The organism is Parabacteroides hominis (assembly GCF_014287585.1).
Taxonomy (GTDB): domain Bacteria; phylum Bacteroidota; class Bacteroidia; order Bacteroidales; family Tannerellaceae; genus Parabacteroides; species Parabacteroides hominis.
Window position 1 is genome coordinate 56,398 of the sequence record NZ_JACOOJ010000017.1, and the last position, 13,871, is coordinate 70,268.

The 13,871-nt window shown below is 46.5% G+C and carries 8 protein-coding genes; 5 read left to right on the plus strand and 3 right to left on the minus strand.

What is annotated here, in order from left to right; translation table 11 throughout:
- Positions 1–35 precede the first annotated feature (35 nt).
- The 3 genes from H8S65_RS10830 to H8S65_RS10840 all read left to right on the plus strand — a co-directional run bounded on the left by H8S65_RS10830 (position 36) and on the right by H8S65_RS10840 (position 7,253).
- A complete protein-coding gene (locus H8S65_RS10830) occupies positions 36–3,236 on the plus strand; it encodes a SusC/RagA family TonB-linked outer membrane protein (RefSeq protein ID WP_186929995.1) in 3,201 nt (1,066 codons plus the stop codon).
- A gap of 14 nt (positions 3,237–3,250) precedes the next feature.
- Positions 3,251–4,735 carry a RagB/SusD family nutrient uptake outer membrane protein gene (locus H8S65_RS10835; RefSeq protein ID WP_186929996.1) on the plus strand — a complete coding sequence of 495 codons (1,485 nt, stop codon included), beginning with the start codon at positions 3,251–3,253 and terminating at the stop codon, positions 4,733–4,735.
- 226 nt (positions 4,736–4,961) lie between these two features.
- A complete protein-coding gene (locus H8S65_RS10840) occupies positions 4,962–7,253 on the plus strand; it encodes a GH92 family glycosyl hydrolase (protein ID WP_186929997.1) in 2,292 nt (763 codons plus the stop codon).
- A gap of 323 nt (positions 7,254–7,576) precedes the next feature.
- Here the strand turns inward: H8S65_RS10840 and H8S65_RS10845 are convergent, their stop codons facing one another.
- Positions 7,577–8,206, minus strand: coding sequence for a hypothetical protein (locus tag H8S65_RS10845; protein ID WP_186929998.1), 630 nt, complete (start codon positions 8,204–8,206; stop codon positions 7,577–7,579).
- A 360-nt stretch (positions 8,207–8,566) separates the two neighbouring features.
- Here H8S65_RS10845 and H8S65_RS10850 point away from each other — a divergent pair, with 360 nt between their 5' ends.
- Positions 8,567–9,133, plus strand: coding sequence for an RNA polymerase sigma-70 factor (locus tag H8S65_RS10850; protein WP_186929999.1), 567 nt, complete (start codon positions 8,567–8,569; stop codon positions 9,131–9,133).
- A 101-nt stretch (positions 9,134–9,234) separates the two neighbouring features.
- On the plus strand, positions 9,235–12,048 hold the full coding sequence (locus tag H8S65_RS10855; protein WP_186930000.1) for an alpha-amylase family glycosyl hydrolase: 2,814 nt from the start codon (positions 9,235–9,237) through the stop codon (positions 12,046–12,048).
- A gap of 53 nt (positions 12,049–12,101) precedes the next feature.
- Here H8S65_RS10855 and H8S65_RS10860 read toward each other — a convergent pair whose 3' ends face one another.
- Both H8S65_RS10860 and sufD read right to left on the minus strand, forming a co-directional pair.
- Positions 12,102–12,482 carry a VOC family protein gene (locus H8S65_RS10860; RefSeq protein ID WP_186930001.1) on the minus strand — a complete coding sequence of 127 codons (381 nt, stop codon included), beginning with the start codon at positions 12,480–12,482 and terminating at the stop codon, positions 12,102–12,104.
- Positions 12,483–12,491: 9 nt separating this feature from the next.
- Positions 12,492–13,835 (minus strand): Fe-S cluster assembly protein SufD, encoded by a 1,344-nt coding sequence (gene sufD / locus H8S65_RS10865; RefSeq protein WP_186930002.1) that lies wholly within the window; start codon positions 13,833–13,835, stop codon positions 12,492–12,494.
- Between the last annotated feature and the right edge of the window lie 36 nt (positions 13,836–13,871).

Sequence of the window (13,871 nt, forward strand, 5' to 3'; positions counted from 1 at the left end):
ACTTATTGAGTAGTAACTTAAATCACCACGTGAACATGAAAAATAACAAAATGGCAAAAATTTGCCTGCTTTCTCTTTTGCCCAGCATCAGTCTTCTGGCAAGTGAGAACTACATCACGGATCCTGCAACGAGCCTGCGGGGAAAATCGGACTCGGCAGCTCCTGCACGTTTGCAACAAAACGGAAAGACCATCACAGGAGTCGTACAAGACGCACTCGGTCCTATAGCCGGGGCCAACATTATCGTAAAAGGAACGACAAACGGGAACATTACGGACATGGACGGTAAATTCACGCTTGAGAATGTGCCCGCAAACGCTACCCTCGTTATCTCCTACATCGGATTTACTCCACAGGAAATACGCGTAGGAAATCAGACCACTTTTAACATTACTCTCCAGGAAGATTCCGAAGCACTGGACGAAGTAATAGTAGTCGGCTACGGTGTCATGAAGAAAAAAGACTTGACAGGCGCCGTTGCGCAGTTGAACAGCGGCTCGATGAAAGACCTCAAAGTGTCGCACCCGACAGAAGCGATGGCCGGAAAACTGGCCGGTGTACAGGTACAGCAGGTCGGAGGTCAACCGGGACAGGCGGCCACAATCCGCGTGCGCGGGTCCGGCTCTATCACGGCATCCAGCGCCCCGTTGTATGTGGTCGACGGATATCCGCTGGGTGAACAAAACCTGAATGCGATCAACCCGAACGATATCGAATCCATCGAAGTATTGAAAGATGCTTCGGCAGCCGCCATCTACGGTTCGCGTGCAGCCAACGGCGTCGTATTGGTCACAACCAAGTCGGGAAAGACCGGCAAGGTCAGCGTGAGCTTGGATATCTATGCAGGTTTCCAGAACGTAACAAAGAAGATGGACCTGATGAACGCACAGGAATTTGTCGAATTCAGCCGGGAAGCCTTCAATAACAACTACATCAGCAAAGTTCCGGGAGCATCCGCCAGCGATCCGCTGAGTATGCGTCCGTCCGGAAACCGTTATCGTTATCCGGCGATCTACGACGATGCCGCCTATATCGCCTCTTTAGGAGCCGGAACGGATTGGCAGGATGAGATTTTCCGCACTTCACCGGTACAAAACTATCAGTTGACAGTAACGGGTGGCGACGAAAAGACCAAATACATGTTTTCCGCCGGCTATTTCAACCAGCAGGGTGTCGTTATCAACAGCGACTACGAACGGTTCTCGGCAAGAGCCAAAATCGACAGCGAGCTGAACAGTTGGCTGAAGATGGGTATCAACCTGGCTCCGACCTATATGAACTCGAACAAGACGACGCAGGGCCACTGGGCAAGTGACGGTGTTATCAACGCAGCCTTGGCAACAGCCCCGGTAGTACCTGTATACAATGAAGACGGTACATGGGCTTCACAGTCCATGTACGCCGTCGCCAGCGACGGGTTGACCGGTGTGCCGAATGCAGTGGCGTGTACGAATATCCATAATTACGACACAGACCTCCGTCTGTTCAGCAACGGTTACATCGAGCTTTCCTTGTTGAAAAACCTGAAACTGAAATCCACAATCGGTGCCGACATCCGCGAATACAGAGGCGAATACTTCCGTCCGGCAACCATTCCTAACAACGGTAACGTGGCCCCTCTTCCTTCAACGGAAAGAAAAGCGACAGAAAAGTCCACCGAGATTATTAACTGGCTGAACGAAAACACTGTTACCTATTTCGGATCGTGGGATAAACATGAACTCGACGCTGTCGCCGGTTTCACTACACAGAAGAACATCTACCGCTACACGGAGGCTACGGGTTCCGATTTCCCGAACGACAAGATACAGACGCTCAATAATGCGACCGTAAAAAGCAGCAAGTCGGAGCGGAATACCTGGACGTTGCTCTCTTACCTGGCACGTGTAAACTATCGTTATAACAATAAGTACTACCTGACCGCATCCATCCGTGCGGACGGTTCTTCCCGCTTCGGCAAGAACAACCGCTACGGTTACTTCCCTTCCGGATCGGTAGCATGGCGCCTCTCCCAGGAAGACTTCCTGAAAGATCTGAAATGGTTGTCAGACATGAAGATCCGTGCAAGCTACGGTATCACGGGTAACAACAATATCGGTGATTATGCAGCGATCGGTATCATGGAAAATGCCAACTATGTATTGGGAACAGGTACGGGTAATATCGTAAACGGTGCTGCCCAAAAGAGCTTCTCCAACGCAGACCTGACTTGGGAAAAGACACGTCAGACGGACTTAGGCTTCGAAATCTCCGTTTTGGACAGCCGTCTGTCCTTGTCTCTGGACCTGTACTACCGCAAGACTACCGACCTGTTGATGAACGTCGACATTCCGACAATCACAGGATTTGACAAAGCGATGCAGAATATCGGTCAGATGAGCAACAAAGGTCTCGAAATCACAATCAACGGCACTCCGTTCAGAAACAAAGACTTTACCTGGGATGCAACCGGAAATATCTCTGTCAACCGCAACGAAGTATTGGCGTTAGGACCGACAGGCGACCCGATCTTTAGCGACGGCGGCGCCGGAACGACCCATATCACGATGGTAGGCGAACCGATCGGCGCTTTCTACGGATATAAGATGTTAGGTATCTTCAAAACGAAAGAAGAACTGGATTCATATCCTCACCTGGCTGATACGCAAGTAGGTGACGTAATGTTTGAAGACGTCAACGGAGATAATAAGATCGACGCTGACGACCGTACGATCATCGGTAACAACATGCCTGACTTCACCTGGGGTATGACACACTCCTTCACATTCAAGAACTTCGATGCCAGCATCTCCCTGCAGGGTGTTGTCGGAAATGAAGTTCTGCACCTGGGAAGACGTTTCTATACACAGGGCGAAGGTAACCAGAACCAGTTGAAAGAGATGATGGGACGCTGGCAGTCGGAAGCAAATCCGGGTAGCGGATGGATTCCGAGAGCTAACTCGCAGCCGACCGGACAGAACAATGCCATTTCCTCACGCTGGGTGGAAGACGCTTCTTTCCTCCGTGTAAACAACCTGACTGTCGGTTATACGCTACCCGAAGCATTCACCAAGAAATGCAGCATCCAACGTGCACGCGTATATGTTTCCACACAAAACCTGCTGACGATCACAAGTTATAGCGGCTACAACCCGGAAACAAGTTTCAAGGAAGACAACGTGACAGCTCCCGGTACCGACTACGGTATGTACCCGCTGTATCGCACCTGTACTTTCGGTATTAACGTAACCTTTTAAATAGCAGACGAATTATGAAACTAAAATATAATCTGATCGCAATAGCTCTTTTAGGATTCAGCTTCTCATCCTGTAGCGACTTCTTGGAACAGAATCCGCAAACGGATTTAAGTGAAAACGATTTCTACAAGACAGCCGACGACATTACCTCGGCAGTGAACGGCGCATACTCTTCTTTACAGGAGAATGACATCTACGGCAACTGGTATGTATTCGGGGAAATACCTTCCGACAATACCCGTAACCAGTTGTCCGGTTCGGTGACTACCCAGAATGAGTTCGACCAGTTCTACATCGACACGCAGAACAGCATGATCGCCAATTTCTGGAAAGCAGCCTATAAAACAATCAACCGTACCAATACGGTCTTAGGACGTATCGACGGCATCAATATCGATGCCGGACTGGCAAACCGGTACAAACTGGAATGCAAGTTCATCCGCGCCCTGATGTATTTCAACCTGGTTCGCGTCTACGGCGATGTTCCTTTGGTTCTGAAAGAAATCAGCATCTCGGAATCTTACGAAATCCTGCGTGAACCGAAAGAAAATGTTTACAACCAGATCATCACCGACCTGAAAGAGGCACAAGGTCTTCCCGTCTCCTATCCGACAGCCGAAGACGGACGTGCCACCCAGGGAGCAGCCAAAGCGTTGCTGGCAGACGTCTACATGACTTTGCACAAATATGCAGAGGCAGAAACTATCCTGGCCGAAATTATCAACAGCGGACGGTACAGCCTGTTGGAAAACACGCCGGGCAGCCTGAACATCGACGGCTACAAAGATGTATTCAGCCCCGTTAACCACAACAGCAAGGAAGGTATCTTCGAAATCCAGTTCCTGAAAGGCGGTTATAACGAAGGTTCTAACTATGCCAATAACTTCGCACCTGAAAACTCAGGGACGAATGTTGTAGCCGTGGGCGGAACAGGCGGAAACAACGTTCCGGAAATGGACATCTACAATGCCTATGAAGAAGGCGACCTGCGCCGTGACTTCTCCATGTCTTTAGGTTATTACGACAACCGTAAGAATAACGAGTGGGTGGAATCCCGTTATGTATGCAAGTTCATGGACGTTCCGTACCAGGGCAACGATGCCAGCAACAACTATCCGGTGATCCGCTATGCCGACGTGATCCTGATGTATGCAGAAGCCCTGAACCAGAACGGAAAGACGGCAGAAGCCTGCAAGTATCTGAATATGACACGCCGCCGCGGTTTCGGTTATCAGACGACAGAGACCAGCCCGGTCGACCTGCAGACAACTGACAAGGCCCAGTTCGCCCTGCTGGTAGAACAGGAACGCCGCGTGGAACTGGCTTTCGAAAACCATCGCTGGTTCGACCTGATCCGTACCGGACGTGCAGTCGAAGTAATGAAAAGCAAAGGATTCTCTCTGAACGAGACAAACCTGATCTGCCCGATTCCGCAGAAACAGATCGATGTCAATCCGAAGCTGACGCAGAACGATTACAAGATCGAACCACGGAACTGACAGGGGGTTCGGCGACATACGTATATCACCCGCCACGACATACGTATGTCGCCATAAACGACATATATATGTACCCGTTGCCTACATATATATGTACCCGCTGCCTACACATATATGTACCCGCTGCCTACATATATGTGTACCTGCAGCCTACATACGTATGTAGGAAACAGACCGGCCCCTTTCCCATTTTCACTATCTTTGCACAATCAATAATCCGAACAAGATGAAGACCTGGACACTATTATTAAGCACATTATGTTTCTTCTCATGCAACCAACAGGAAGAGAACTTCGAGAGGTACGTCAACCCGCTGATCGGTACGGATATCCGCATCGTACAGGGAAAAGATAAGAACTCGACGGAAGAGCGCGGACAAATCATGCCGGCTGTCGGTGTTCCCCACGGTATGACCAACTGGGTGGCACAGACACAGGCGACCGAGCAGAAATGCCATCCCCCCTACTATTATTTCCAGGACGCGATCCAGGGATTCCGGGCCAGCCACTGGATGAACGGCTCCTGCACGCAAGACTATGGAAGTGTCACGATCATGCCGCTCAGCAATAAGCTCGAAACAGACCCGGTCAAACGCGCCTCCTCTTTCGATCACGCCCGGGAGATAGCGACTCCCTCCTATTATTCAGTCGATCTGAACGACTACGGCATCCATGCCGAACTGACCGGACTCTCCCGTGCCGGCATCATGCAATTCAGCTTCGAGCAGGATGGCGACCGCTATATTGTGATCGAGCCCAACAGCGACGAAGGTGTCGCCTTCGTCAAGATCGATCCGGAAAAGAAAGAAATTACCGGCTATAACCCCGTGCACCGCATTTACCAGGGTTATGGCAAGGAAGCCGGATTCAGCGGACATTTCGTGATCCAGCTGAATGAAGAAATTGCCGACTATGGCGTTTGGGACAGCACCACGGTCACGCCCGGCCTGAAATCGGCTAAAGGACAAAAACATAACGTCGGAGCCTGGGTAAAGCTGGCCTCCGATAAGCCGGGGAAGACACTGGTCAAGGTTGCCACTTCCTTTACGAGCATCGACAATGCCCGCAAGAACCTGGCCGCCGAAATTCCGGGATGGAACTTCGACGAGGTACGGCAGGCTTCATCCGACACCTGGAACCAGGCATTGGGCCAGATCGCAGTAAAAGGGAACAACGAAGAAGAAAAGGTCAAATTCTATTCGGCTCTCTACAACGCGCATTTCCTGCCCCGCACGTTCAGCGACGTGGACGGCTCCTATCCGAAGTTCGATGGCGGCGGACAGATTATGAAGATGAACCACGGGACCTACTATTGCGACTTCTCGCAATGGGATACTTACCGGGCCGTTCATCCTCTGTTCTCCATCCTCAACCCTTCCCGCAACGGGGACATGGCGCATTCGCTCGTGTTAAAAGGACAGCAGGGAGGCTGGTTGCCCATCTTCCCGTCCTGGAACAGCTACACGGCCGCCATGATCGGTGACCATTGCATCGCCATGATCGGAGACGCCATCGTCAAAGATGCTCCGGGCTTCGACTATGAAGAGGCTTACACGCTGATGCGCAAAAATGCTTTCGAGGCCAATCCTGATTCCAACAGCTACCGGGACGGGAAAGGCCGCCGGGCAATGGAATCCTACCTGAAATACAATTATGTGCCGTTGGAAGATCCCGTAATGGAAGCATTCCACCGCCGTGAACAGGTCTCCCGCACGCTGGAATATGCCTATGACGATTTCGTCCTTGCCGAGGTTGCCAAGAAATTAGGCAAGACAGACGATTATAATGCGCTCGTCAAACGGGCGGGAAACTACCGGAACGTAATCGACCCCGAAACCGGCTATGCCCGTGGACGCCATGCCGACGGAAGCTGGATCGAACCGTTCGACCCGTTCTCGCTCACATTCTTCATTTGCGAAGGCACACCCTACCACTATACTTGGTACGTTCCTCAAGACGTAGCCGGGCTGATCGAACATATAGGCGGAAAAGAACGCTTCACCGAACGTCTGGATACATTCTTCGAAGGGGATTACTACTGGCACGGCAACGAACCGGGACACCATATCGCTTACCTTTTTGCTTATGCCGGCGAACCCTGGAAGACGCAGAAATGGATTCATGAGATCATCAACCGCGAATACTTCACGACCCCCGACGGGCTTTCCGGCAACGACGATGCCGGGCAGATGTCATCCTGGCTGGTCTTCAGCATGGTCGGCTTCTATCCGGTCTGTCCGGGCATGCCCTACTACGTGATCGGCAGCCCGTCATTCGAAGAGAGTGTTATCACCCTCGAAAACGGCAAACAGTTTACGATCGAAGCCAAAGGGGCATCGGACAAGAATATCTACATCCAGTCCGCTACCCTCAACGGCCAACCGTACGACAAGAGCTACATCCTCCACACAGACATTATGAACGGAGGCAAACTCTCGTTTGTCATGGGCGACACTCCCAACAAGGAATGGGCTTCTTCCGCCGGATCGCTTCCGCCTTCACTGGGTAAAGATTTATAACAAACAAAGGTAGTGTACCTAAAAAAGAACCAAGTACACTACCTTTCATATATCTTCGTATTCTTAATACTCAGATTCTCCTTATTATATTTACAATAAGAAGAATTAATGTAACTACAAACACCAAAATCGTAAAATAATCATTGCCACCCCTTTCTCGTTTTTGAATAACTGCATAAATCAAGAATAAGAACCACAAAAATACAGTATAAACACTGTAAACAAGATTTATATCGTATACAAGATTGAATACGAACAATACAAAATAGATCAAAATGAAAGGCACTAACAATAATTCTTTAATCCTTTTAACTTTCATAGCTTTATGGTTTTACAGTTTGCATACAATCTTCATAAGCACGCTCAGCAAGCCTTATGTCATTCGCATAATTAACCATTGCAATTGAATAACACACACAAGCAGCCACAACTACTTCAGCCATACAGGTACAACCTATAACGGCCAATTGTGCTGTAGTTTGTGCCCAAGCATAATCGTCTAACTTTCTTTGTATACATTCATCTGCTGTTGTCGCTCCGGCTTTTGTTTCTAAAAGAATCTTTAGTCTTTTCTCTGAATCATGTTTAAACAAATTGATCTGCTGATCAATCTCTAAATCCATATACTCTTTATTTCGAAGCAATTTGATATGTTTTTTCTTTACGTCTTCAATTTCCTGTTCAATATTTGCTCTTTCCATAAGATCTGCTATGTATTCTTCATCATCTATATGTAGCATAAGATTGTCAAATTCTTCTTCTGTTAAAGAATTCGTATACCCCAAGAAACTTTCAAATAGCACATTTGTACTCTCTGAAAAATCTATAAATTCATTAGATTCTGCAACAACAGTAAAGGGATCCATAGTATCATCCGAATCACAACTCTGAATACTCAAGAATGTTGAAACTACTATTATAACAGTCCCCAATATTAATAATAGCTTATTCATAACTCAATGTTTTTTAATTATCATTATTATACTCAAAAAAATCAAACTCAAATCCGACACTAAAAAAACATCCCATACATATTCCACCTTCTTTCTTATTATTTAGATTTAATTTAGGCTGTATTTCATTATTCTTATATAAGATAATTATCACTCAAATGATAAAGAGATCTCTACTTTTATCATATATCATATTTAAAATATTAAATACATTGAATCAAAGATAACGATTATTTTCCACAAAAGCAAAAAAAAGCAAAAAACAAGAATCAGCAAAAACCGGAAAGGCAATCTACCTGAAATAAACATAGGTTTTCCTGCAAATTTCACTATATTTACACGCTAATCGACAGAGAGTATATGGAATATTCAGCGGATTTAAAGGCTTTCAATCAATTATTTGCAGATTACCAAGGACGGTTCATCCGCTTTGCTAATATGTATGTGAGAGATATGGCCGTAGCCGAAGATTTCACCATAGAAGCCCTGATGCAATACTGGGAAAACCGGAATACGCTGAAGGCTGATTCCAATGTTCCGGCCTATATCCTCACGATCATCAAACACAAATGCATCAACTACCTGCAACATATACAAGTCAGGGAAGATGCCAGCGAACACCTGAAGAACCATGCCGAATGGGAACTGAACACCCGCATCTCCACCCTCGAAGCCTGCAACCCGGAAGAACTGTTTACAGCCGAGGCGCAGGAAATCGTGAACAAGACCCTGGCCACCCTGCCCGAACAGACGCGCCGCATCTTCATCATGAGCCGCTACGAAAACAAACCCCACAAAGAAATAGCGGAAACGCTCGGCATGACCACCAAAGGCGTGGAATACCATATCTCCCAGTCCCTGAAAAAGCTACACGCCAACCTGAAGGACTACATACCGCTGCTGGCATTCTTATCCTACGTGAATTAAAACATAGTCTATTCTTCTATTAAATTGAAGAGATTTATAGTCCGTAAGCATTCGTCATCTCAGATTATGTTTATCTTTGTAAAAATGAAAAAACACAAACTATGGACGATAAATTTTACATAAAAGACGGCTCCTTCTGTTTTATAATACCTTTCTTCACAAAGGAGTCTGATATCTGCGACCAATTCTTTCAGAATCTAAAAGAAAAGCGGAAAGAAGTTGATGCTAATTTTTCGGGAGATGAGAAAATCAAAGAGAAAATGAGAGTAACAGAGGTAATCAAAAACGAATTTGTCCAGAATATTAAAAATGCCAACTTCCCCTTTATACAAACAAATTTCAGTTGCAGGTTCTGTAATAAAGAACAGCTATTGTATAAAAGGAAACACCTGTGTCAATGCGTCTCTTCGGCTGTTAAGTTTCATGATGACATCAGCCAGAAGAATGATTCGACACAACTCTACTTAGACCATTATTCTGCATCATATTCGCATAACGACGTCTTCTGTGAGTTTGATTTCAACGTAATTCTCTATATCAATCATGATAACGAAGGAAAGATAAGTTATGTAGTGATAGAGATAAATGCCAAAAACATAAAAGGCAACTTGTTTAGCAATGTTACTCCCGATGATACGCTCGATCCGGAATATATCATCTTTATCAAGCATCTCTTTTATAAACGAAAGATGACCCTTGACCTGCTGCGCAAAGGATCAACAGAAAAGAAAGAGTGTTGCCTGCAAAACTGGGCTACCGACTATATGAGAAAACTCTGTGTTGCCTTAGGCGTCTCTTATCACAGCTCAGTTCCCGACTATGTCAAAAACGCAGCGTTCAGATATTCATTTATCGAACTGAAAGAGTTGAGAGGTAGCTATAACCAGCCTGTCTATTTTGATTTTGATGATACAGGGAAGTTTCTTGAAACCCACAGCCACCTGGCATACGGTCTGTTGCTTAGTGATGAAGGATGGAGGGCCGTCCCCAAACACATTACCACAAAAAAGCTACAGGATTATTGGTTCACACGAAAATTCTCCTGCACCTTTTTCCTGCAGCATAACGCTTTGCTTTTCAATTTGAAAAACTCGAAGGATGGAAAGGCTTACTCTAAATTCGGGCAAAACTGGTTCAGCAAATACAAAGATGATAAGTATGCTGATTATATCACCTCCGTCCCCTGCCTGACAGGAATCGATACACTCGCTATTTTCGTATTCTTAAAATCAATAGCGAAACAAGTATATATTGATAAATACAGAAATGCAATGGGGGAAAGTGAAGAAGAACTATCTTTCGTTGTATCTTTGGTGAAGCAATCCGTATTATGGAGCAGATCTATCATTCAGAAGATAAGACAGGAAAAGCAAACGATAAAAGTGTCCAGGCAACTGATAGAAGCCAGGAATAATCTGGAGTTACTAACAAGAATCCTGAACTCCCCCTCTTTTATGCTGGGTGAGATAAAAGGAATGGAAGAATGTATATACAGGCAATTCGGTATCATCGACACGATCAAGTATGTAAAAGAGATCTATCAGAGGCAATCGGATAAATTGCACTTCAGTTACGAGATCAACAATAACAATACGATTAAGATCTTAACAATACTGACTGCAGTTATTGGTCTCTCACAGGTATTCCGTTCACTTTGGTTCAGTATTACTGTTTTAGTAGCGGTTATTAGCACTTATATATATTACGGAGTTAAATATAAATGGTTTAAAAACAAAGATAATGATCCTATGAAGAATGATTGGATAGATAAAGAAATCATATATCAGGTATTCGTTGACAGGTTCGCGGGTTTTCCTGAAACAAAAGAGAATGGTAATATTTTCATGGGAGGAAACCTCCGGGGAGTAATCGATCGGTTGGATTATTTGCAGGACATGGGTATAACGACCCTGTGGCTGTCTCCCATCTATTGCACCGCCAATTATCACGGCTATCATGCAACCGATTTCATGAATATAGACCCGAGGTTCGGCACAATGAAGGATCTGGCTGAACTCATCGAGTCTGTACACAAACGGAATATGAAGATCCTCGTAGACTTTGTGCCCAATCACTGTTCCATCAACCATCCATTCTTTCAGGATGCCCTGCACAACAAGGATAGCAAGTATCGTGACTGGTTTTATTTCAATAAGAAGAATGAGTACACCTGCTTCCTTAAATACAAAGAACTGCCAAAGATAAACCTGGATAATCGGGAAGCACGTAAATACATGATTAATGTTGCCCGCTTCTGGTGTGCCAATTCTTTCGACGGTTTACGGATAGACCATGCAGTAGGCCCTTCATTCGATTTCTGGGATGAACTGATGTCTACAATGAGAAAGGAATTTCCGGATAAGATATTCTTTGGCGAAGTATGGTGCAAAGGCATCAAAAGACAATACTACAAAACCCTGCACTTGAAACGCAGCTGGATCAAATATTTATTCGGAATCAAACAAGAAAGTTTCCAACGCGACTATATCGACGTTTTAGACGGAATCCTGGACTTCAGATACAGAGAAATCCTGATAGATGCTATAGAAAAAGGCGAACGCATCCTGAATAACCCCCAATTAGAAGCGCGGGTTAAAAAGCATTTCAGCAAATATCCCAGCAACTTCAAATTACTCTTATTCCTGGATAATCATGACACGGACCGTTTCCTTTTCCATTGCAAAGGCGATAAAAGCCTCCTGTTGGAAGCGATTGAGTTCTCCTGCAAATGGGACAAGGCATTTATACTCTATTACGGAACCGAGCAGGGTATGAAAAACAGTATCACTATTTTTGATGGGACTGCTTACGCCGATCTGCGTGTCAGAGAACCGATGAACTGGGATATGAAAAAAGAAGAGACAATGTACGATTCGATAGCAAAGATGCTGAAAAAAAAGACAGATAAGCAATAAAAAAGACTATGTATCGAAGGCCTTCTAAGCAAGCCTTCGATACATAGTTTCCGTCAAGCGATCACCTCGACGATATTGCCATCCGGGTCCAAGACAGCGCCTTCATAGTAGCCGTCCCCTGTGGTACGCGGCTCGCCTGCGATCTTGTAACCGTCCGAACGGAACCGTTCGATCATGGCATCCACCTTCTCTTTCGATCCGGCAGAAAAGGCAAAATGGGCAAGTCCGATGAACACGTCTGCCGTTTCCCTCGTTATATCGGTCCGCTGCATGATTTCAAGCGAAGCACCTCCCTCGAAGGTGACGAAATAAGAGGCAAAGCCTTTCTTCGGGTTCACATACTTCTCGTTGCTTTTCCCGCTGAAATACTTGATATAAAAATCACGCGAACGTTCCAGTTCGTTCGTCCAGATAGCGATATGAGTCAATTGCATATGTTATTCTTATTTACAAATCCGGCAACCGGCGCATCTCGCCAGTTCTCCGCGGAAACGTTTTTCTACTAATTTGTGCAGGCGGTCTTTCAAAGCATCCAGACGTACATAGTCGATCACGTCGGACGTGAAAGCTACGCTCAGCAACATACGTGCCTCGTCGCGGGGGATGCCACGGCTCTGCATGTAGAACAAGGCATTTTCGTCCAACTGTCCGGTGGTCATGCCATGCGAACACTTCACATCGTCGGCATAGATTTCCAACTGGGGCTTGCTGTACATGCGGGCTTCACGGGTAGCGCAAAGATTGCGGTTCGTCTGATAGGCTGCTGTCTTCTGTGCGTCTTCCTTCACTAAGATACGGCCGCTGAACGCACCGACGGCATGATCGTCCAAGACATTCTTGAACAGCTCGTTGCTGGTGCAATGAGGTACGGCATGCGTAATATGGCTGTATGTGTCCAGTTGCTGTTCCTTGTCTAAGATGGACATACCGCACAAAGTCGCTTCAGCCTGTTCACCGTTCAACTCGATATAATAGTTGTTGCGGGTAAGGCCGTTATTCAGCGTGATACCGTTCACCAGGACATTGCTGCCGGCTTCTTGTTTCACATGCACGGAGGCAAAACGGGTAGTCGACACACTGCTCTCTTCGAGGTCGTAATAATCAAAAAGGGCGCCTTCGCCTGCAAAGATCTCGACAACCTGCGTAGCCAGGAACTTGACATCGTCGATGCTATGGTCGCACACCAGCAGCTTGGCTACCGAACGGGCCTCCATAATCACCAGGATACGGCGGTTCGCCATCGTGTCCACGTCGCTGCGGAAAATATTCACCAACTGGATCGGACGCTCCACAACGACACCTTCCGGCACGTAGACCACAAAACCGTCCTGAGCCAACATCGTGTTCAAGGCGATGATACCATCCTTGCCGGTCGGGGCCGCCTTACCGTAATAACGGGAGGCCACTTCGGGATATTTCTCCATGAAAGTACGCATTCCTCCGGCATAAACGCCTTCGGGAAGATAGGCTTTCGGCAACATCTTGCCGTAGAAAGTGTCGTTCACCACAAAATAGAGCGAGGTGCTCAGGTTGGGAACGTCACAACGGAACACGTCATAGGGGTTGACCGGTATGTCGAGGCGATTGATATTCACCCCATAGTCCGGGGCAAAAGCCTGCGCCACATCCGTATATTTATAATCTTCACTCTTCACCTGCGGAAACCCCAGCCGCTCCAAATCAGCCAAAGCCTTCGCACGCGGTGCATTCATCACGCTTGCCGCATGCCGGCAAATCAGATCCTCATAATGGGTGAAAAGATCGATATATTGTTGTTCTGCTTTCATTACTATCTAATTTTTGGGCACGGATTACACGGATTT